At 64.7% G+C, this 19,873-nt stretch carries 20 protein-coding genes; 6 read left to right on the top strand and 14 right to left on the bottom strand.

The features are described from left to right. The first annotated feature begins 6 nt into the window (after positions 1–6). Both QX126_RS29255 and QX126_RS29250 read left to right on the top strand, forming a co-directional pair. Positions 7–696: a response regulator transcription factor gene (locus tag QX126_RS29255; protein ID WP_315785568.1), complete on the top strand. Its 690-nt coding sequence runs from the start codon at positions 7–9 to the stop codon at positions 694–696. Positions 697–906: 210 nt separating this feature from the next. Beyond that, entirely contained in the window at positions 907–1,641 is a 735-nt protein-coding gene (locus QX126_RS29250) for a response regulator transcription factor (protein WP_315785566.1), read from the top strand. Here the strand turns inward: QX126_RS29250 and QX126_RS29245 are convergent. Continuing rightward, positions 1,595–2,947 (bottom strand): hybrid sensor histidine kinase/response regulator, encoded by a 1,353-nt coding sequence (locus QX126_RS29245; protein WP_315778457.1) that lies wholly within the window; start codon positions 2,945–2,947, stop codon positions 1,595–1,597. The two genes, QX126_RS29250 and QX126_RS29245, sit on opposite strands and share 47 nt — an antisense overlap. Continuing rightward, positions 2,944–4,116, bottom strand: a complete 1,173-nt coding sequence (locus QX126_RS29240; RefSeq protein WP_315785564.1) for an FIST N-terminal domain-containing protein — start codon at positions 4,114–4,116, stop codon at positions 2,944–2,946. Before QX126_RS29240 ends, QX126_RS29245 begins: the two co-directional genes overlap by 4 nt. A gap of 213 nt (positions 4,117–4,329) precedes the next feature. Here QX126_RS29240 and QX126_RS29235 point away from each other — a divergent pair, with 213 nt between their 5' ends. Continuing rightward, the gene (locus tag QX126_RS29235; protein WP_315785562.1) at positions 4,330–4,701 is read left to right on the top strand and encodes a c-type cytochrome; all 372 of its coding nucleotides are present in this window, start codon (positions 4,330–4,332) and stop codon (positions 4,699–4,701) included. 844 nt (positions 4,702–5,545) lie between these two features. On the opposite strand, the gene QX126_RS29230 is transcribed toward QX126_RS29235, so the two are convergent. The 5 genes from QX126_RS29230 to QX126_RS29210 all read right to left on the bottom strand — a co-directional run bounded on the left by QX126_RS29230 (position 5,546) and on the right by QX126_RS29210 (position 8,601). Further along, positions 5,546–5,866: a hypothetical protein gene (locus tag QX126_RS29230; RefSeq protein WP_315785559.1), complete on the bottom strand. Its 321-nt coding sequence runs from the start codon at positions 5,864–5,866 to the stop codon at positions 5,546–5,548. A 215-nt stretch (positions 5,867–6,081) separates the two neighbouring features. Continuing rightward, positions 6,082–6,276 carry a hypothetical protein gene (locus tag QX126_RS29225; RefSeq protein WP_315733718.1) on the bottom strand — a complete coding sequence of 65 codons (195 nt, stop codon included), beginning with the start codon at positions 6,274–6,276 and terminating at the stop codon, positions 6,082–6,084. Positions 6,277–6,319: 43 nt separating this feature from the next. Next, positions 6,320–6,553: a type II toxin-antitoxin system HicB family antitoxin gene (locus QX126_RS29220; protein ID WP_315733720.1), complete on the bottom strand. Its 234-nt coding sequence runs from the start codon at positions 6,551–6,553 to the stop codon at positions 6,320–6,322. Then, the gene (locus QX126_RS29215) at positions 6,550–7,164 is read right to left on the bottom strand and encodes a hypothetical protein (RefSeq protein ID WP_315785557.1); all 615 of its coding nucleotides are present in this window, start codon (positions 7,162–7,164) and stop codon (positions 6,550–6,552) included. Before QX126_RS29215 ends, QX126_RS29220 begins: the two co-directional genes overlap by 4 nt. Positions 7,165–7,671: 507 nt before the next feature. Beyond that, positions 7,672–8,601 (bottom strand): hydrogen peroxide-inducible genes activator, encoded by a 930-nt coding sequence (locus QX126_RS29210; RefSeq protein WP_315785554.1) that lies wholly within the window; start codon positions 8,599–8,601, stop codon positions 7,672–7,674. 227 nt (positions 8,602–8,828) lie between these two features. Between QX126_RS29210 and katG the strand changes: the two genes are divergently transcribed. After that, positions 8,829–11,009: a catalase/peroxidase HPI gene (katG, locus tag QX126_RS29205; protein WP_315785551.1), complete on the top strand. Its 2,181-nt coding sequence runs from the start codon at positions 8,829–8,831 to the stop codon at positions 11,007–11,009. Positions 11,010–11,105: 96 nt separating this feature from the next. Here katG and QX126_RS29200 read toward each other — a convergent pair whose 3' ends face one another. Further along, complete coding sequence (locus QX126_RS29200) at positions 11,106–11,921, bottom strand: lytic transglycosylase domain-containing protein (RefSeq protein WP_409998861.1); 816 nt, start codon at positions 11,919–11,921, stop codon at positions 11,106–11,108. Between the two features lie 338 nt (positions 11,922–12,259). On the opposite strand from QX126_RS29200, the gene QX126_RS29195 reads away from it, so the two are divergent. Together QX126_RS29195 and QX126_RS29190 are read left to right on the top strand one after the other, a co-directional pair. Continuing rightward, positions 12,260–13,429 carry a patatin-like phospholipase family protein gene (locus QX126_RS29195; RefSeq protein ID WP_315785548.1) on the top strand — a complete coding sequence of 390 codons (1,170 nt, stop codon included), beginning with the start codon at positions 12,260–12,262 and terminating at the stop codon, positions 13,427–13,429. 108 nt (positions 13,430–13,537) lie between these two features. Then, positions 13,538–14,125: a PepSY domain-containing protein gene (locus tag QX126_RS29190; RefSeq protein WP_315778465.1), complete on the top strand. Its 588-nt coding sequence runs from the start codon at positions 13,538–13,540 to the stop codon at positions 14,123–14,125. 9 nt (positions 14,126–14,134) lie between these two features. Here the strand turns inward: QX126_RS29190 and QX126_RS29185 are convergent, their stop codons facing one another. From QX126_RS29185 to fba, 6 genes are all read right to left on the bottom strand, one after another. Then, positions 14,135–14,827, bottom strand: coding sequence for a TetR/AcrR family transcriptional regulator (locus tag QX126_RS29185; protein WP_315735638.1), 693 nt, complete (start codon positions 14,825–14,827; stop codon positions 14,135–14,137). A gap of 148 nt (positions 14,828–14,975) precedes the next feature. Next, the gene (locus QX126_RS29180; RefSeq protein WP_315785545.1) at positions 14,976–15,698 is read right to left on the bottom strand and encodes an HAD-IA family hydrolase; all 723 of its coding nucleotides are present in this window, start codon (positions 15,696–15,698) and stop codon (positions 14,976–14,978) included. After that, on the bottom strand, positions 15,695–16,639 hold the full coding sequence (cbbX, locus tag QX126_RS29175; RefSeq protein WP_315735640.1) for a CbbX protein: 945 nt from the start codon (positions 16,637–16,639) through the stop codon (positions 15,695–15,697). Before cbbX ends, QX126_RS29180 begins: the two co-directional genes overlap by 4 nt. Before the next feature lie 164 nt (positions 16,640–16,803). Then, positions 16,804–17,220 carry a ribulose bisphosphate carboxylase small subunit gene (locus tag QX126_RS29170; protein WP_315733734.1) on the bottom strand — a complete coding sequence of 139 codons (417 nt, stop codon included), beginning with the start codon at positions 17,218–17,220 and terminating at the stop codon, positions 16,804–16,806. Positions 17,221–17,294: 74 nt separating this feature from the next. Beyond that, positions 17,295–18,755 carry a form I ribulose bisphosphate carboxylase large subunit gene (locus tag QX126_RS29165; RefSeq protein WP_315778468.1) on the bottom strand — a complete coding sequence of 487 codons (1,461 nt, stop codon included), beginning with the start codon at positions 18,753–18,755 and terminating at the stop codon, positions 17,295–17,297. 35 nt (positions 18,756–18,790) lie between these two features. Further along, a complete protein-coding gene (fba, locus tag QX126_RS29160; protein ID WP_315733737.1) occupies positions 18,791–19,873 on the bottom strand; it encodes a class II fructose-bisphosphate aldolase in 1,083 nt (360 codons plus the stop codon).

Here is a 19,873-nt window from a genome sequence, read left to right as displayed (position 1 = left end):
GCGGACATGACGCGCTTTCTGATCATCGACGATCATCCGCTGTTTCGCGAAGCCCTCGGCAATGCGGTGCGTCTGGCGCATCCTGACGCCGAGATCTTCGAGGCGCTGTCGATTGCCGATGCGCTCAACACCCTCGCGCTAGAACCCGACATCGACCTGGCGCTGCTCGACCTGACGCTGCCCGATGCCGTGGGCTTCTCGGGCTTCCTGCGGCTTCGTGCCACGCATCCCCGGCTTCCGGTCGCGATCGTCTCGAGTGATGAAGACCTCAACGTCGTGCGCGAGGCGCTTTCGCTCGGCGCCGCCGGCTATCTGCCGAAGTCGACCTCGAAGCGTGAGCTGACGTCCGCGATTGAGCGCGTGCTCAGCGGCTCGATCTCGGTCCCGAAGGACTTCGTGCCCGTGGCCGAGCGCCACGGCCACGGCTCCGCCCGCGCGCTGCAGGCGCGCCTCGAGGAGCTGACCCCGCAACAGCTTCGCGTCCTCGACCTGATCAGGCGTGGCTACCAGAACCGGGAAATCGCGGGCGAGCTTCAACTCGCGGAGTCGACCGTCAAGGCGCACATCACGGAGATCCTGAGAAAACTCCGCCTGTTCAGCCGCAACAAGGCCGTTATCGAGATCGGCAAGATCGCGCCGCCCGTTCCGACCGACCGCCAGGGATCGCGCAACGCCTCGCGCAGAAAGCACCCGTAGCGCTATTGCTGCGCTGCAGGAGGTGACGGCCGCCGCAGGCGTCGCACCGTTGATGGCGTCTTGGTCGTTGATTGAGGCCGACCGACGCGCTATCGCTGGTGCTCCGGCCCTGACGTTCTTTCGAAGACGCAGCGCGCGCACTGGTTTGAATGTCGGATCCGCGACAATGAACAAACCGGATCTCCGATCCGGCCGGGGGGTGACAGGCACGTGGCTCGATTGCTCATCGTCGAGGACCATCCGCTGTTTCGCGAGGCGCTGGAGAGTGCGATCCGCGCCGCTCTGGCTGATGCCGAGATGCGCGAGGCAACATCCATCGACATGGCCGTCGATCTTCTGTCATCGCCTCCGAGATTCGACCTGATCCTGCTCGACCTCTCAACACCCGGAACGACCGGGCTCTCCGGCGTGATCCGCATTCGCAAGACCGCGCCGCGCACACCGATCCTGGTGGTTTCCGCGCATCAGGACCCGCGCCTCGTCGCCCATGTTCTCGCGCTGGGTGTTTCCGGTTACATCTCGAAATCAACCTCGAAGCAGCAACTGGCCGACGCGATCAAGGCGGTGCTGCGCGGCGAGGTCCACGTTGAAGGTGGCTCCCTCTGCGCCGGCGTGCGCCGTGGCCGACTTCCCGCTCAAGATCTCCTGAAGCGTCTTCACGAGCTGACGCCGCAGCAGCTGCGCGTGCTCGACCTGATCCGCCGCGGACTGCAGAACAAGCAGATCGCCTTCGAGCTCGGGATCTGCGAGACGACAGTGAAGGTCCACGTCTCTGAGATCCTGCGAAAGCTCCGCGTGATGAGCCGGACCAAGGCCATCATCGAGATGGAAAAGATCGACTTCGTGAACCTCATCAGCGGGCCACGCATGCCGGCGCGGGCGAGCGGCGTTGACGCGCTCATGACAGCAGGAACGACAACAGCGCGCGAAGCTCCGCAGGCCTGACCGGCTTGGTCAGGATCTCGAGCCCGTATTGGCTCGCTTCCCTGGCTGCATCTTCGGAATAGTCAGCGGTGACGATCATGGCCGCAACATCTCGGCTGAGGAATTGCCGGATGTCCCGGATGGCGGCAAGCCCGCTCTCGTCGCCATCCAGGTGAAGATCGGCGATGATCGCCTCGGGGGCCGCCCCGAGCGCACTCAGGCGCCGCAGCGCGTCCTTCGACGAGACCGTGGCCACGACGTCGCAGCCCCATTTTTCCAGCAGACCGACCATGGCATCGGCGGTGGCCAGGTCGTTTTCGATCAACAGGATCTTGGCGCCTTCGAGCCCGCCATAATCGTGCTCGACGTGCTCAGCAGGATGCGGATCCGGCGGTACGGCTGCCGGGTCTGCCCGGTCGAGCGCGAGCTTGAATGTGGATCCATGGCCAACCCGCGAAGCCAGCCTGACTTCATGGTCCAATGCATTGGCGAAGCGACGGACGATCGACAGGCCGAGCCCAAAGCCGGCCTGGTCCTCGGCGCTCGAATGACCGCGCTGGAATTCGAGGAAGATCGCCTCCTGCTGCGGCTTGGGAATGCCAGGGCCGGTATCGTAGACCTCGATCCGAACCCGGCTTGCCCCCGGTCCGCGCCGGCATCCCATGACGACGCCGCCTCGCCGCGTGTAGCGCAGAGCGTTCGCGAGGAGATTCTGCAAGATGCGCCGCAGCATCATAGCATCCGAGACCACCGCGACCGAGCAGGGACAAATGCGCAAGGACAACCCGCGTTTGGCCGCGATCGGGGCGAATTCGCGTTCGAGCGGCTCGAACAGGCTCGAGATCAGAACGGGCCTCACGTCGGGCCGCAGGGCTCCGGCATCGAGCTTGGCAATCTCCAGCAGGGACCGCAGCAGATCTTCCAGCATGGCCAGCGAATGGTCGACCTGGCCGACCATGGCTGTGCCACGATCGGACGAGACTTCGTCCGCCAAGGTCGACAGCGTCAGCCGCGCCGCGTTGAGTGGCTGAAGCAGATCATGCGTGACGGAGATGAGAACCGAGGATTTCAGGGAGCTGGCCGCTTCGGCCTGCTGCTTGGCGCGAAACAGGTCCTTGTTGGCCGTTTCGATCGAACGCAGCGCATCGCGCAGCTGCCGCGTCCGCTCGCGCACCTGCTGATCGAGTGCGATCGCCGTTTCGAACAGTGAGAACGCATTGAACTGCTGGTCCATCGAGCGCTCGACCCGGGACATCAGTGCGGCATTGATCTTCCTGAGCTTGGCCGCCTCGCGCTGCAGGTCTTCCGGAGACCCGGCAACAGTCATTGCTGCGCCCCTGGACGCTTGCCGATCGCGACGCCGGTCAGCGTCTGATTGACGTGCATCGAACCGTACTGCTCGCCATAGGTATGGAACCCGACGATCCGGTTATCGCGATAGAGCTCGGACATTTCCCGCGCGAACTGATGCTGCTCAGCGTCGAGACGACGGAGGATGCACTCGAAACCGATGAAGATCGAGACCTCGCCGATGTCGTCTCGAACCTCGGCCAGCATCTCGCGGGCGGCGGCCACGGAGTTGCGCGACCTTGCCGCCGTCAGCACCATTCCTTCGTCGATCGCGCAGAAGAACCGCAGCGAGCCGTCAGGGCTGACGCGCTGAATCGAGCGCGCGAAATAGGAGCCGCCGACGCGCACCAGCACCGGATGGGCTGCAAACAGGAACGGGTCGAGCTCGGAATCCGCGATGCCCACCGCGCGGCAATATTCCTCCGCCGCCGGCTCGGCATTGAGCTGCTTGACGATACGCTGTTCGAGATCGGCCTCCGTCACCACCATCTTGGTCGAGGTCGGCTCGAAATTGTCACATTTGAACAGCCGGAACGGCAATGACGTCCTGATCAGGATCAGCACCGCCATGTCCGTATGCGCTTTGCCGTCGTGAAAGACCCAGGTGCGCTCGAAGCGCAGACCATCGCCGGCCGACCCGCCGACCAAGGGGATATTGTCGAGCGACGCATAGATCGCCGACATGATCGCCTCTTCGCGCTGGCACATGCCGTCGATCAGGACGAGCCCGAACACGCCGTCATCGTCGCGACCGCCGTGCCGCGACAGATCCTGCCTCAACTGGACGCCAAGGCGGCGGCCCTCGTCGACGCGGAAGCCCGACAGCCCGAAGATGGGCTGTGCGAATACCGTGAAATCATCGGCGGCAAAGCCGAGAGCGACGACGCTGTTGTCGTCCCAGCCATCGGGCGACAGCTCTCCAGCCGTCGTACAACCATACACGGGGATGTCTGCGAGACGGGTCGTCACTTCCGCCATGAACGCGTTTGGGTCGTAGTGGGGCGACAGGAAGATCAGCACCATGGCCAAGCCGTCAGCCGGCAACTGGCCGCAGATGTCGGCCGCCGCGGCGGCCTCCGTCGCAGCCTTCGACTTCGCCGCAATCACGCCAGACGGACGCGCGGGCCGAGGATCGGCGTCTCCCACCGGGCACCTCCCAGAACGACACTTGGGTTTCGTGTTGGTGATCGTTCGTTTTTTTAGAAGATTAAGCCAATTGAGCAGCAACGGCAACTGCGCGGCTTGATCCAGAACAAGGACTTGGGCCGGGCTGTCGTCAGATCATCTGCACCGATCTGCTCACCGGCCTGGCCGCGGGGCTGGCCCGCGCCCGCTCCGGATCAAAAGGGAAGGATTCGCATGCTCCGCCGCATCGCTCTTGTCGTTGTTCTCGCAAGTCTGGCGTCGAGCGCCCAGGCGCTGGATGGAGATCCCGTCGCTGGGAAGGGCATCTTCCAGCGCATCTGCCAGAATTGCCACTCTGCCGAGATAGGCATCAACAAGGTCGGCCCGAGCCTCTGGAACATCGTCGGACGGCAACCGGCGGCTGTACCGGACTACGCCTACTCCGAGGGCATGAAAAAAAACAACGCGCCTTGGACCACGACCGCGCTGGATGCCTATATCGCCGATCCGCGCGGGGACGTTCACGGCGTCAAGATGTATTTCAAGGGATTGGCGGACGCGAAGGAGCGGGCCGACGTCGTCGCCTATCTGTCGACGCTGAAATAGCGCAGCCGGGGAAGCTTACGCTACCGCAAGGCCTCCTTGCGTTAACTGCACTCGTCACAGAATCTGTACTCTGCTCTCCACGTCGACCCGCAAAAGGCGGCTGTTGCGGGGGCAACACTCTCACGTTGTCCTGCTTCCCGCGTCAGAACGCGGTTCGCCAGACTGCGGCCACTGGTATGCGATCGATCCCTGTCCGCCGACTGCTTCCGGATTAATATCTCAGGCCGGCACAACGGCGTCGCCGCCGATGGCACGGTCATTGTCGGCACCGACATCAATCCATCCGGCAACACCGAGACGATCATGCGCTGCAAGTGGCGGAAGGTCGTTATCTGACGGGGGAGTTTGACTGACACTCCCTCAGTTAGACTGGGCGGGACTTCGCAATAGCGAAGCTCAGCCGCTTGTGTGCAGGATGGCTCTACGGCCCAGGCAAGCCTCCAGCCGGTCTTTTCTTGAGGACTCAGGGTTTGCCAGCTCTCGGAAAATGCATTGTGTACCAATGATGGCTTCCGGACAACACGAGGTGGCCCCCTGATTGCCAAGTGATCTTAAGGTTCTCTAGGGAATCGAACCCCTGTTTCAGCCTAGAGAGGATGTTGCCCCCGACGGGCCGCACCAGAAACGATCCGAACAAACCGCAACGAACTCAATCGAAATCGAACGAGAACGCAGCAAAATCAACGAGGCCGATCGATACCTTGCCGCTCATCCCACGCGGCGCACTGCGCCCAGGTCGTGCATCGATCATGTCCCTCTGAATGAGGAGAGCGCGCGAGGAAGGCCGGACCTCGGCTGAGGCCCGGATCGGGATCTGCGATGGCGCCGCGGAACGCAGGGACACTCAACAATGAGCCGGGCCTGCCTTGTCCTTCAGGATCTCGCGGGCCACGATCGCGATACGCCGGCACAGAGCCAACGCGGTCTCCCTGTCCTTCACATGGAAGATCTCGTCGCTGATCAGGCGGTCGGCGAGCCAGGCGCGGAAGGCCTGCTCGCTGTCCGCCGTGAACGTGCCGTCCTCATAGACGAATCCACTGAGGGGCCCCTCGATCACGTAATCCGTCTCATCGGCATGTTGCGAGGACCGCGCGCATTGCGCCCAGACGCGGCCTTCCTCGTCGACGACGGCCAGCACGCCGTCATCGCGCTGTTCGACTTTCATTCCTACCTCCGCAGCGCGTGAACAAAGGCGAGCCTTCTCCACGTCATTGTGAGCGCAGCGACGCAATCCAGAGTCTTTCCGTAGAAGCAGTCTGAATTGCTTCGTCGCTGACACTCCTCGCAATGACGGAGGAGAGGTGGTGCGCTCTCTGTCCGCCCCGAGCCTGCCGCCTGCCCCCGGTCCGCGTGCCGCACGATACGGCCGCCGCCGGATCGCTAGCCCTGCCGCGGACAGTTGATCTCCTTGTAGACGGCGTCGGCGAACGCCTTGATGCCGGTGTTGATGCGCAAGGGCGAGGTCAGCGTCTGATAGGTGACGATGCCGCGCGTGATCGACAGCACCTTGTAGCTCTCGGCGATCTTCGTCTTGTAGCACTTGCCGACCTGGATGGCGTCCTCTGTCAATGGCATGCTGTCTCCCGTCGCATTGGCGTCCCGGACCTCACATCAAGAATCACGCCAGCGGCACGGTAGCTCGCGCCGCGGCCGGGACCGGCGGCCCGCGATCGACGGCCTTGAGCGCGTCGAGACATGCCAACAGCGCCTGCTGACCGTCGGCAACCGCCTCCTCAGCGTGGGCGCCGATGCCGATGACCCCGGGAATGTCAGGGAAGGTGACGAGAAAGCCGCCGCCATCCTCGGCGCCGAGCGCCGTGACCTCATAGGCATAGACGCGGGAATCGCTCATCGCGCCGCCTCGTCCATTCCGTCGATCATCGCCACGAAGGCCCGGACATGCGGCGGCCTGATCCTCGCCTTCAGCGGGATCGTCACGCAATTCGGGACCGCGGGATGCAGGAACACCTCGTGGGTGCCGGTGATCTTGCGAAACTTGATCGCGTATTGCGAGGCGATGATCTCGAAATCGACCGGCTTCCAGTCGCCGCCCGGACTAGCCCGCAGCGCATCGATGCGGCGCGACTGCGTCCGGCCCTGTCGGCTTTCCGACGCGTCGCCGGGCGTCGCTACGCCGTTGTCCCTCGCGGCGTCGTCCGTTGTGGCGCCGCGCCCCTCGGGAAGCACCAGTTGCAGGAAAGCCGCGATGAAGTCACCGACCGTGTGGCTGCGATGCGCCAGGCGCCAGTTCTGCGACAGCACGAGGCTGGCGCCGCTCGCTGCATTGTGGCGCGCAACGAGTTCGTCCATCATGGTCAGGACCCTGACGACGCTTAGATTGTAGGGCTCCTGGGTGAACTTCCGCGCGAGGTCGACGCGCTCCCGCCTGAGGCTCGCGTTCTCGATGAGCCAATCGATAATCGTGGCAGCCCAGAGCTCCCGGGCATTGCGCGACTCAGACATGGACCGTTCTCCAGGCACGCGGTCTCGACCAGCAAGCCGCGCGAGCGGCGAACCGACCGACCGAGATCACAATCCGACGGCATCGCCACACCGCATGCGCGTCGGACGTTCAACCGCTCGCGGAGATCGATACAAGACTTATGCCATGGGAAAGCAGGACATCAGGGGCCATCACGACGGCGCGTTCCGACCCAGCGGGGCGCAGCGGAGGTCTCGTCAGCCGGCTAGCCGTCACGCCAGATCGCCTGCGCGATCTGGCGCGCAGACGATCTCGTGTCAGAGGATCAATCGGCCGATCTCACCACCACGGGCCGCGCCAAGGAGCACCCAACCATGATAGCGGTGCCGCCAATATGGACGGGCATCGTATGGACGACCGTAGTACGGCCCGTAGCCGACGCCGACATAGCCGTAGAGAGCTGCTGCCGCCCGTTCTCCTTCTCCGGCAGGAGACGGACAAATCTCCGCATCGCGGAACGTTCCGGGAGAAACGCACGACGTCTGCGCTCACCCTCGCCGCTTGCGGCCCTGCCCGGCCGCGGCCTGCTTGCGCAGACCCTGGGCCGCGCTGCCGACGATCTCGGAAATCTGCATCAGTTGCTTGGCGAGCGGGCTGGTCTTGCGCCAGACCATGCCGACCGTACGCTGCGGCTGCGGATCGGCGAAGCGCGCCAGCGACACCGACGCCGAGCGCGTCTCGACGCCGACCGCCATCTCCGGAATCAACGTCACGCCCATGCCGGCGCCCACCATCTGCACCAGGGTCGACAGCGAGGAGGCATCGAGCATCTCGCGCGGCGCCTGCATGTTGCAGAACGACAGCGCCTGGTCGCGAAAGCAGTGCCCCTCCTCCAGCAACAGCAGCCGCATCTCGCGCAGCATCTCGCTGCTCGGCACCGCCGCCCCTTCATATTCCGGCGGCCGCACCAGCAGGAAGTTCTCCGCGAACAGCGCGACCTCAGTCAGCGACGGCTCCGAGACCGGCAGCGCGACGATGGCGGCATCGAGGCGGCCCTCGATCAGCTCCTCGATCAAGGTCGGCGTCTTGGACTCGCGGACGTGGATGTCGATCTCGGGATGTTTGCGCGTCAGGTTCCCGATCACCTTGGGCAGCAGATAAGGCGCAATCGTCGGGATCATGCCGAGCCGGAGCCGGCCGGTGAGCTTGTCGCGCGAGGCGCGGGCGAAGTCGCCGAGCTCATCGACCGAGCGCAGGATCTCGCGCACGCGCTCGGCGAGCTGCTCGCCGAACCGGGTCAGCACGACCTGGCGGGCGTTGCGCTCCAGCAGCACGCCGCCGAGCGCCTCCTCCATCTCCTTGATCTGCATCGACAGCGCCGGCTGCGAGATCGCGCAGGCCTCGGCGGCGCGGCCGAAATGCCCCAGACGCGCCAGCGCGTCGAAATAGCGAAGCTGCCGCATCGTCAAATGTATCATCAGATTATCTTATCGATCAGCGTCGCGAAGTCAATTTTCCTGACCACAATCTTGAGATGCGGAGGTAACGCACCGCGTCCATATGCGTTTGGACAGCGTCACACCACATCATCAGATAATCTTATCGTTATGATCATCAATCTCAATTTCCCCTGATCGAAGTAGCCGCGTAGGGTCCCGGCTCCCACCCCAGGGGGGAACCATGACGATCACGTCAGGAGGCAAACATGGATGACGTCAGCAAGTGCCCGTTCTCGGGCGGCTTGAAGGGATTTTCGAACAAGGATTGGTGGCCGAACCAGCTCAATCTGTCGGTCCTGCATCAGCACTCGAACCTCTCCGATCCGCTCGGCGAGGCGTTCGATTACTCCAAGGAATTCAAGAGCCTCGATCTCGACGCGCTGGTCAAGGATCTGCACGCGCTGATGACGGATTCGCAGGAATGGTGGCCGGCCGATTTCGGCCATTACGGTCCGCTGTTCATCCGCATGGCCTGGCACGCCGCCGGCACCTATCGCATCGGCGATGGCCGTGGCGGCGCCGGCACTGGTCAGCAGCGTTTTGCGCCGCTGAACAGCTGGCCGGACAACGCCAACCTCGACAAGGCCCGCCGCCTGCTGTGGCCGATCAAGCAGAAGTACGGCCAGAAGATCTCCTGGGCCGACCTGTTCGTGCTGACCGGCAACGTCGCGCTGGAATCGATGGGCTTCAAGACCTTCGGCTTCGGCGGTGGTCGCGCCGATACCTGGGAGCCCGAGCAGGACATCTATTGGGGCCCCGAGGGCAAGTGGCTTGCCGACGAGCGCTACAGCGGCGACCGCGAGCTCGCAGGCTCGCTCGCTGCCGTGCAGATGGGCCTCATCTACGTCAACCCGGAAGGCCCGAACGGCAATCCCGATCCGCTGGCTGCCGCGCACGACATCCGCGAGACCTTCGCCCGCATGGCGATGAACGACGAAGAGACGGTGGCGCTGATCGCCGGCGGTCACACCTTCGGCAAGACCCACGGCGCGGGTGATGCGTCGCTGGTCGGGGCCGAGCCGGAAGGCGCCGACATCGCGCAGCAGGGTCTCGGCTGGGCCAGCAAGTACGGCTCCGGCAAGGGCGGCGATACCATCACCTCCGGCATCGAAGTGATCTGGACGACGACGCCGACCAAGTGGAGCAACAACTTCTTCTGGAATCTGTTCGGCTATGAATGGGAGCTGACCAAGAGCCCGGCCGGCGCGCACCAGTGGAAGCCGAAGCATGGCGCCGGCGCCAACACCGTGCCGGATGCGCATGACAAGTCCAAGCGCCACGCGCCGTCGATGCTGACCACCGACCTCGCGCTGCGGTTCGATCCGGCCTACGAGAAGATCTCGCGCCGGTTCATGGAGAACCCGGATCAGTTCGCCGATGCCTTCGCCCGCGCCTGGTTCAAGCTGACCCATCGCGACATGGGTCCGAAGGTGCGCTACCTCGGCCCGCTGGTGCCGAAGGAAGATCTGATCTGGCAGGATCCGGTGCCGCCGGTCGACCATCCGCTCGTGGACGACAACGACATCGCGTCGCTCAAGGCGAAGATCCTCGCCTCTGGCCTGTCGGTGTCGCAACTGGTGTCGACGGCCTGGGCCTCGGCCTCGACCTTCCGCGGCTCGGACAAGCGCGGCGGCGCCAATGGCGCGCGCATTCGTCTCGCTCCGCAGAAGGACTGGGCGGTCAACAACCCGGCTGAGCTCGCCAAGGTGCTCTCGACGCTCGAGGGCATCCAGAAGGAGTTCAACGCATCGGCCACCGGCGGCAAGAAGATCTCGCTCGCCGACCTGATCGTGCTGGCCGGCAATGCCGGCGTCGAAGCGGCGGCCAAGAAGGCCGGCGTCGAGGTGACCGTGCCGTTCGTGCCCGGCCGCACCGATGCCTCGCAGGAGCAGACCGAAGTCGAGTCGTTCGCGGTGCTCGAGCCGAAATATGACGGCTTCCGCAACTATCTCAGCGGCCAGCAGTGGCTGTCGGGCGAGGAGCTGCTGGTCGACAAGGCGCAACTGCTCACTTTGACCGCGCCGGAGATGACCGTGCTGGTCGGCGGCCTGCGCGTGCTCGGCGCCAACGCCAACGGCTCCAAGCATGGCGTGTTCACGGCGCAGACCGAGACACTCACGAACGACTTCTTCGCCAACCTGCTCGACATGGGCGTGGTGTGGCGGCCGGTCGATCAGGGCGAGCACACCTTCGAGGGCCGCGACCGCAAGTCCGGCGCGATCAAGTGGACGGCCACCCGCGCCGACCTGATCTTCGGCTCACACTCGCAGTTGCGGGCGCTCGCCGAGGTCTATGCGAGCTCGGATGCCAAGCAGAAGTTCGTCAGGGACTTCGTCGCCGCCTGGACCAAGGTGATGAACCTGGATCGGTTCGAGCTGAAGGCCTAAGTCGAGAAGCTGACTGACCGAGAATAATGCGAGGCGGCGCTTCAGTGATGAAGCGCCGCTTCTTTCATTTCGACATGCTTGCCAGTCGCAAGCCTGTCAGCGCGCCGCGGCCGAGCCGCCGCCATCGATCTGGCGGCCCATCAGCGCGATCGCCTTCTGATAGACGCCGGCGGCGTTCCAGGCCTCGATGGCGGCGAAGTTCGGCTCGCCCGGCTGATAGCCGGCGCCTGCCTTCCAGCCGTTGGCGCGCAGGAAGTTCGCGGTCGAGGCCAGCGCGTTGGCGGCGACGTCGAGATTGCCGACTCCGTAAGCGAGGATGTTCTTCGGCATGAATTGCGTCTGCCCGACCTCGCCATGCATCGAGCCGCGGGTGTTGCCCGAGAGCACGCCGCGGTCGATCAGCTTGAGCGCGGCATAGAGCTGGTCGGTGAAGAACTCCGGACGGCGGCAATCATAGGCGAGCGTCGCGATCGACGACAGCATGTGCTGATTGCCGCGCTGGCTGCCGAACGCGCTTTCCATGCCCCAGATCGCGATCAGGGGTCCGGGCGGCACGCCGTAGCGCTGCTCGATCGAGGCGAACATCGCCGCCTGCGACTGCTTGAGCTGGCGGCCGCGCGCGACGATCGCCGCAGCCCCGCGCTTGGCGAGGAACTGATCGAGCGAGAGCTGGAAGCTGCGCTGGCCGCGATCGGCGGCGACCGTCGCCGAGGCGTAGTTGGTCTGCATCAGCGCGGCGATCGCGGTGCCGCCGACGCCCTTCGCCCTCGCCTCCTCGCTGAATTCGCGCTTCCACGCCTCGAACCCCGCCGGCGACGAGCCGCACTGCGCCGCCTGCGCAACGCCGCCGCAGGCTGCGAGCAGCGTCGCGGCAGTGAACGTGAAGGTGATCATGGCCCGCCGGTTGATCATTCAGACTCCTCTGGTCGCGTCCGCCGATGCGGCCTGCATCGTGCCCCTGTCGGAACATCAGGCGCCGCTGCGCGGCAATATCGGCCGCCCCTGGTTGAAACGGCGACAACCTATCGGAAATGGAAGAAAATCATAGCCGGCGGCGCGTGAGCCGCAGATGAACGCGCCGAGCGCCGCCTGTGATCGAGCAGCAGGACGATCGGCCCAGGCTGCCGTGCAGGTTCCAAGATCCAGCTCCCGCAATCGTGATCCGCGGATACGCGTCGATCGCCTTCGGGCTTGATCAAATCGCAATAACAATACTATACGGTTTCGTTTAGTGAACGGATAGGTGGGACGTGCGATCGCGTTGGATCCGAGCGGCAGGGAGTCTGGCCGCGTTCTGCAGCCTGGCTCTCCTGCTCGGCGGCTGTGCCGCCGTTCAGCGCGCGGCCTATTCGGCCGACGATGCCAAACGCGCCACGATCGACGGCTTTCGCGCGATCCGGATGTGGGCCGATGCGCCGGCCGCGAGCTTCGACAACGCCGCGTTCAAGCCGCAGCCGCAACCGGGCAAGCCCTTCGCCTATCTTGCGCTGTCCGGCGGCGGCGGCGACGGCGCATTCGGCGCCGGCGTTCTCAACGGCTGGAGCGAAAGCGGCGCTCGTCCCGAATTCACGATCGTCTCGGGCGTCAGCACCGGCGCGCTGATCGCTCCGTTCGCCTTCCTCGGGCCAGCCTACGATGCGACGCTGAAGGAGATGTATACGAGCGGGCTCGCCAGCTCGTTCGCGGCCTCCCCCAACGCGCTCAACGCCGTGTTCGGCTCATCCCTGTTCGATGGGCAGCCGCTCCGCGACGCGATCAGCCACTACACGACGCCGGACCTGCTCGCGGCGATCGCCAGAGAACACGCCAAGGGCCGGAGACTGTTCGTCGTGACCACCGACCTGGACGCGGGGCGCCCGGTGTTGTGGAACATGGGTGAGATCGCCTCGGCGCGGACGCCACGCGCGCTCGACCTGTTCCGGCAGGTCCTGACCGCGTCCGCCAGCGTTCCCGTGGCGTTTCCGCCGTCGCTGATCGCGGCCTCCTCCGACGGCAAGCCGATCGAGGAGATGCATGTCGACGGCGGTGTCTCGACCCAGGTGTTCACCTTTCCGGACCGTCTGCTGATGCAGCCCGAATCATCGCGGCGCATGGCCTCAGCGAGGCCCGCCATCTACATCATCATGAACGGCCGGACGTCCACCGATTTCCAGCCGGTCGAAAACAGCGCCAAGGCGATCGCGATCCGCTCGCTGGCCATGAAGAGCAAACGCGAGATCCGGAGCTACCTCTCGGCCACCTATCAGTTCGCCCGGCACAATGGCCTAGCCTTCAACATGACGGCGATCGACCCGTCCGTCCCCGAGGGCCAAGGCGTCGGCTTCGACACCGACTACATGCGCTCGCTCTACACCCTTGGCTATGACGGCGCGCGCTCGGGTCGCTTCTGGACCCAGACGCCGCCGGCGCCGTTACCTTGACAACCGCGCCATCGACAATTATAAAACGATACAGTTTCGTTTTATCGCAACCGTTTCCCAAGGGAATGCTCTACAAGCACCGACCGAGATCGGAGACAGCAGGCCGTCATGAAACGAATCATTCTGTTGACCTTGATCCTGCTGTCATGGACTCCCCTGGCGCACGCCGTCGCCGGAACCGGCACCGGCATGCAGACGGAGGGTGATCCGCAAGCCTCCACCGATCCGGCGCTGAGCCAGGAGACGATTGATCGCGAGCTCGACAAGTTCAGGCGGACGGAGGTGTCACTGCACCAGGCGCTGCGGATCGCCGAAAGGATTCATCCTGGCTCCAAGACCGCGGACATCAGCTTCGAGGGTGGGCTCGACGCCCCCATCTACAAGGTCCGAACCCTGCAGCGCGGACGGATCTGGGAATCCGACATCGACGGCACCACGGCAAAGGTGCGCAACAGCGTGCTGTTCTCGACCGTGGACGGACTGAGCGAAAGCGACCGTAACAGCCTGGCCGCCCTCACCACGGTCCGGCTCAAGATGTCGGATGCGATTCGGATCGCCGAGCGCTCGGCGGCCGGCCGGGCGATCAGTGGCGGCCTGATGAACAAGGACGGCAAGCTCGCCTTCATCGTGGTCGTCGTCAGCGGCAACGATCTCAAGCAGGTGACGCTCGAACCGTCATTGCTGCGGCGGCGCTGATCGCGCTGCTCAGGCCTTCGGCTGCAGCGCCAGGAAAATCTTGACCCGGTCACGGACGAAGCCGGGCAGCTCCCTGCGGATCGTCCGTTCGCTCTCGCCCATCAGCGAGCGCATGATCACCGGCATGACGATCAGGTCGATGAAGATCTCGGCGGAGGCCGCCGACGCCTTCGACGGCGTCCGGCGGGCGGTCATGGCCGAGACGCCGATCGTCTCGGCGAGCAGCGCCGCCACGGCATGTGTGGCGCGCTTGCGCGAGACGTCATGAAACTGACAACTGAGATCGGGAAACCGGTAGGCCTCCCCGATTGTGACCCGTAACAATCCGAGCGATTCCTTCAGCGCGCGATCGACGATGGCGATGGCAAGTCCAACCAGCTTTTCCTGTGCAGTGCCGGCGACCGGCGTGTAGGCCCCGAGATTCATCACGTCGTTGATGGAGCGCTCGACGACGGCGGCAAACAAGGCGGCCTTGCCGGTGTATCGGGCATAAATCGTCGGCTTGCTGGCGGGGGCGCGTTCGGCGATCTCGTCGATGCTGGCGCCGTCAAAGCCGCGCTCGAGAAACACCGCGCGCGCAGCGTCCAGAATACGTTCCTCGATGTTTCCAGCCAGCGCCTTCGGCGGCCGTCCCACCCGCCCGCGAAACGCTTCCGTGCGTGCAACGTCCGTACGTTTCAATTTGGCCTGCGTGCGGGCCATACTCAACGACCTCGACTCGACATGAAGACATATCGTTAAGGGATTACACGTTCTTGTCGAGACGGCAATAGAACAACTACGCCACGCGGCTATGCGCATGGTGGCGTACATAATCGGCAATGCATCAGCACAGGCACCTCAAAATACCTCAGGCAACAAACTCCACGAGATCGTCGAGCACAGCGAGCGCACCGTCGAACGTGTCGTCATGAAAGTAGAGGCTGCGCGTGATCAGCACGGGAACGCCGGCGCGGGTCGCAGCCATCAACCCGTTACCGGAGTCCTCGATCGCGATGCAACTGGCCGCGGGTAGATCGAGCTGCGACAAGACCTCCAGGTAGACATCGGGCGCAGGCTTCTTGCGCGCGACATCGTCGGCCGCCACGACGGCGGCAAATCCTGCCTCCCAATCCACGCCCAACACGGGCGCCAGCAGGGCATCGATATTGGCGCGCGTGGTCGTCGTCGCGATCGCGAGCCGCTGCCCGCGTGCCGAGGCAGCCCCCAGCAATGCTTGAACGCCCGGGCGCAATGGGCATCCCTTGTCGGCCATCAGCGCGGCAAACCGCTCCGTCTTGATGCGATGAAGCCGGGCAATGACTGCGTCGCTCAGCGGCGGCCCCGTGCGCCGCCTCTGGTCGAAGGCGCGAATGCGCTCCTTGCCGCCGGCGACGCGCAGCAGCTCCTTGTAGATGCGGCGGCCCCAGTGCCAGTCGATGCCGACCGCGACGAACGCCTCGTTGAAGGCCTCGCGATGGATCTCCTCGGTCTCGGCCATGGTGCCGTCGACATCGAAGATCAGCGCGCCGGCGTCGGCGATGCGGCGCCTGAGATCGTCGAGCGGCGCGTTCATCACCAAAGCGAGACTCATGATTGCGCCTCCGCCCTGCCGTCGCCTGCGTCGGCGCCCTTGGCGAACACGCGACTCGCCAGCACGTCGCTGGCTTCGATCGACATCACGTCATCGGACGTCAGCACGCGGTCGAGCCGCGACACCAGCCGGTTGGCTTGGCGCAGGCGGATCCGATCCAGCGCGTTGCGGATCGAGCGCGCGTTCGAGAACAACGGTTGGGTGCGCCGGACGGCGATGTACTTTTCGAAAGCAGCGCGGGCCTCCGGGGTGAAGCGATAATTCTGTCCCTCCAGCATCATCTCGGAGATCGTCAGTAGCTCGGCTTCCGAATAGTCGGGGAAGTCGATGTGGTGGGCGATGCGCGAGCGGAAGCCGGGATTGCTCTGGAAGAACTTCTCCATCCGGTCGGCATAGCCGGCAAGAATGACCACGAGGTCCTCGCGCTGCGACTCCATGATCTGCAGCAGGATCTCGATCGACTCCTGGCCGTAGTCGCGCTCGTTCTCGGGACGGTAGAGATAATAGGCCTCGTCAATGAACAGGACGCCCCCCATCGCCTTCTTCAGCACTTCCTTGGTCTTTGGCGCGGTGTGGCCGATATATTGGCCGACGAGATCGTCGCGGGTGACACTGATGACGTGGCCGCGACGGACGAAGCCGAGCCGGTGCAGGATGCCCGCCATGCGCAGCGCGACCGTGGTCTTGCCGGTGCCGGGATTGCCGGTGAACGACATGTGCAGGGTCGGAAACGTCGTCGCCAGCCCCATCTTGCGGCGGATCCGCTCCATCATCAGCAGCGAGGCGATCTCGCGGATCCGCGTCTTGACCGGCGCGAGCCCGACCAGCTCACGGTCGAGCTGCTCCAGCACGGGCGCAATATCGACGCTCTCGAACTCGCGGCGCAGGTCGACGGTATCGACCGGCGTCGCCTGGGTGGTGTCCGCCTGCGTGGCCTGCATCATCCGCTCGTGCTCCGTTCGGGACGCTCGCATCAGATCGCCGTGCCTTCGAACCTGGCAGCAACGAAGCAACGGCAAATAGAAGGTGATATGGCCGCTCCGGGCGGAGATCCCTGCCACGCCGCAGACCTGCAGGCGCAGCAGCGACCTCCGCCCGCCAGGGATCAGTAACGCTGGCCTTCGGGGCGCTCGGCCGCGTAGGACCGCGTCGAATAACGCTGATTGCGCCCGACGGTTTCCTGCCGGTCGAGCCGGAAGCCCGGCTCGTTCTGCGGCCGGTTGACGATGAAGGACAGCCGGGTCGACTCCCAGCCGTGGGTGGAGTCGAAGGCCGAGATGCGGATGTAGCGGTCGCCATAGATCTTCCGGCATTCGGCCAGCTCGCGCATGATGCCGGCGGCGTCACGCAGGTCGAACATCGGCAGGCCCCACATCTCCCAATAGGTGTTGCGGGGATGCGGATCGTCGGTGAACTCGATGTTCACGGCCCAATTCTTCTCGAGGCAATACTGGATCTGGGCCGTGATCTGCTCGTCGGTCAGATCGGGTAGGAAAGAAAAGCAGCCTTGGGTCACGCGCATGTTGATGTCTCCTGATGTGGCTGATGCGGGCGAGCGGGCTCCGGCCCGCGTCGCGGCGGCGCATCGAATAATGACTAGGCGGCGGGCGTGACGGTCGGCACGAAGTCCGGCGAGTCGGTCGATTCGTAGTTGAAGGTGACGTCCTTCCAGATCTCCAGCGCCTCGCGCAGCGGCGTGCAGGTCTGCGCCGCCTTGGCCAGGATCTCCGGGCCCTCATGCACGTAGTCGCGGCCCTCGTTGCGGGCGAGGATCATCGCCTCCAGCGCGACGCGGTTGGCGGTCGCACCGGCGGCGATGCCGCGCGGATGGCCGATGGTGCCGCCACCGAACTGCAGCACGACGTCCTCGCCGAGCAGGTCGAGCAACTGGTGCATCTGGCCGGCATGGATGCCGCCGGACGCCACCGGCATCAGCTTGTTCAGGCTGGCCCAGTTCTGGTCGAAGAACACGCCGTGCTCGAGCCGCATCGGATTAAAGTCCTCGCGGCAGATGTCGTAGTAGCCGCGTGTGGTGTTCGGGTCGCCCTCGAGCTTGCCGACCACGGTGCCGGCATGGATGTGGTCGACGCCGGCGAGCCTCATCCATTTGGCGATGACGCGGAACGACACGCCGTGCGCGCGCTGCCGCGTATAGGTCGAGTGTCCTGCACGATGCAGATGCAGGATCATGTCGTTCTTGCGAGCCCACTTCGCCATCGACTGGATCGCGGTGTAGCCGATCACGAGGTCGATCATGACAACGCATGACCCGAGCTCCTTGGCGAACTCGGCGCGCTCATACATGTCTTCCATGGTCGCTGCGGTAATGTTGAGATAAGTCCCCTTCATCTCACCGGTGGCCGCCTGCGCCTTGTTGACCGCCTCCATGCAGTACAGGAAGCGCTCGCGCCAATGCATGAACGGCTGCGAGTTGATGTTCTCGTCGTCCTTGGTGAAGTCGAGCCCGCCCTTCAGCGCCTCGTAGACGACGCGGCCGTAGTTGCGGCCGGACAGGCCGAGCTTCGGCTTGACGGTAGCGCCCAGCAGCGGCCGGCCGAACTTGTCGAGCCGCTCGCGCTCGACGACGATGCCGGTCGCCGGCCCCTGGAACGTCTTCACATAGGCAACCGGCAGCCGCATGTCCTCCAGCCGCAGCGCCTTCAGCGGCTTGAAGCCGAACACGTTGCCGATGATCGAGGCCGTCAGGTTGGAGATCGAGCCCGGCTCGAACAGGTCGAGGTCATAGGCGATATAGGCGAAGTAGCTGCCGGGCGAGCCCGGCACCGGCTCGACGCGGTAGCATTTGGCGCGGTACTTCTCGGCCGCCGTCAGGCGGTCGGTCCACACCACGGTCCAGGTCGCGGTCGAGGATTCGCCGGCGACCGCGGCGCAAGCCTCGGTCGGGTCGACACCGTCCTGCGGCGTGACGCGGAACAGCGCGATCACGTCGGTGTCCTTTGGCTGATAGGACGGCTCCCAGTAGCCCATGCGCTTGTATTCCATGACGCCGGACTTGTAGCGATCCTTGCCGCGCACCGTGATCGATGGGTCGTTCATGTGTTCCTCCTGAATGTTCGTTATGGCCGTGGATGTCAGGCAGCTTCAGTCATTCCCCCAACTCGCGGATCGAGTGCGCCGGAGCGGTAGCGCTTGGCCATTTCGGCGAGCGGAATGACCTTGATCCTGGATGCATTGCCGGCAGCGCCGAACTGCTCGAACCGCTCGCGGCACAACTCGCGCATCGAATCCATCGCCGGCTTCAGGAACTTGCGCGGATCGAACTCGACCTTCGACGACGCGCCGACCTTGCGGAAGATCGCGGTCATCGCCAGCCGGCAGTCGGTGTCGATATTGACCTTGCGGACGCCATGGCGGATGCCGCGCACGATCTCCTCGACCGGGACGCCCCAGGTCTGCGGCATCTCGCCGCCGAACTGATTGAACATGTCCTGCAGCGCCTGGGGCACCGAGGACGAGCCGTGCATCACCAGATGCGTGTTCGGCAGCCGGCGATGGATCTCCTCGATCACGTTCATGGCGAGGATCTCGCCGTCCGGCTTGCGCGAGAACTTGTAGGCGCCGTGCGAGGTGCCCATCGCGATCGCCAGCGCATCGACCTTGGTGGCGCGGACGAAATCCACGGCCTGGTCCGGATCGGTCAGCAGCTGCTCGCGGCTGACTTTGCCCTCGAGGCCATGACCATCCTCCTGCTCGCCGCCGCCATGCTCGAGCGAGCCGAGCACGCCGAGTTCGCCCTCGACCGAGGCGCCGACCCAATGCGCCATGTCAGTGACACGGCGGGTAATGTCGACATTGTAGTCATAATCCGCCGCGGTCTTGGCGTCGGCCTTGAGCGACCCGTCCATCATGACAGAGGTGAAGCCGTACTTGATCGCGGTGGCGCAGGTCGCCTCGTCGTTGCCGTGGTCCTGGTGCAGGCAGAGCGGAATCTGCGGATACATCTCCTCCAGCGCGTCGATCATCTTCGACAGCATGATGTCGCCGGCATAGGAGCGCGCGCCGCGCGAGGCCTGGATGATCACGGGGGCGTCGACCGCCGCGGCCGCCTCCATGATCGCGAGCCCCTGCTCCATGTTGTTGATGTTGAAAGCCGGCACGCCATAGCTGCGCTCGGCAGCATGGTCCAGCAATTGTCTGAGCGTGATCCGCGCCAT

The sequence above is a fragment of the Bradyrhizobium sp. SZCCHNPS1003 genome, assembly GCF_032381555.1.
Classification (GTDB): domain Bacteria; phylum Pseudomonadota; class Alphaproteobacteria; order Rhizobiales; family Xanthobacteraceae; genus Bradyrhizobium.
This window is presented reverse-complemented; position numbering and strand designations above follow the sequence as displayed.

Coding starts and splice junctions, on each gene's coding strand:
- cbbX (WP_315735640.1), bottom strand. CDS start 16,639: ATGCAGGCCACGCAGGCGGACACCACCCAGGCGACGCCGGTCGATACC.
- QX126_RS29220 (WP_315733720.1), bottom strand. CDS start 6,553: ATGAGCGATTCCCGCGTCTATGCCTATGAGGTCACGGCGCTCGGCGCC.
- QX126_RS29245 (WP_315778457.1), bottom strand. CDS start 2,947: ATGACTGTTGCCGGGTCTCCGGAAGACCTGCAGCGCGAGGCGGCCAAG.
- QX126_RS29180 (WP_315785545.1), bottom strand. CDS start 15,698: ATGAGTCTCGCTTTGGTGATGAACGCGCCGCTCGACGATCTCAGGCGC.
- QX126_RS29230 (WP_315785559.1), bottom strand. CDS start 5,866: ATGAAAGTCGAACAGCGCGATGACGGCGTGCTGGCCGTCGTCGACGAG.
- QX126_RS29185 (WP_315735638.1), bottom strand. CDS start 14,827: ATGGCCCGCACGCAGGCCAAATTGAAACGTACGGACGTTGCACGCACG.
- QX126_RS29255 (WP_315785568.1), top strand. CDS start 7: ATGACGCGCTTTCTGATCATCGACGATCATCCGCTGTTTCGCGAAGCC.
- QX126_RS29215 (WP_315785557.1), bottom strand. CDS start 7,164: ATGTCTGAGTCGCGCAATGCCCGGGAGCTCTGGGCTGCCACGATTATC.
- QX126_RS29200 (WP_409998861.1), bottom strand. CDS start 11,921: ATGATCAACCGGCGGGCCATGATCACCTTCACGTTCACTGCCGCGACG.
- QX126_RS29165 (WP_315778468.1), bottom strand. CDS start 18,755: ATGAACGACCCATCGATCACGGTGCGCGGCAAGGATCGCTACAAGTCC.
- QX126_RS29210 (WP_315785554.1), bottom strand. CDS start 8,601: ATGATACATTTGACGATGCGGCAGCTTCGCTATTTCGACGCGCTGGCG.
- katG (WP_315785551.1), top strand. CDS start 8,829: ATGGATGACGTCAGCAAGTGCCCGTTCTCGGGCGGCTTGAAGGGATTT.
- QX126_RS29225 (WP_315733718.1), bottom strand. CDS start 6,276: ATGCCATTGACAGAGGACGCCATCCAGGTCGGCAAGTGCTACAAGACG.
- QX126_RS29190 (WP_315778465.1), top strand. CDS start 13,538: ATGAAACGAATCATTCTGTTGACCTTGATCCTGCTGTCATGGACTCCC.
- fba (WP_315733737.1), bottom strand. CDS start 19,873: ATGGCGCGGATCACGCTCAGACAATTGCTGGACCATGCTGCCGAGCGC.
- QX126_RS29235 (WP_315785562.1), top strand. CDS start 4,330: ATGCTCCGCCGCATCGCTCTTGTCGTTGTTCTCGCAAGTCTGGCGTCG.
- QX126_RS29170 (WP_315733734.1), bottom strand. CDS start 17,220: ATGCGCGTGACCCAAGGCTGCTTTTCTTTCCTACCCGATCTGACCGAC.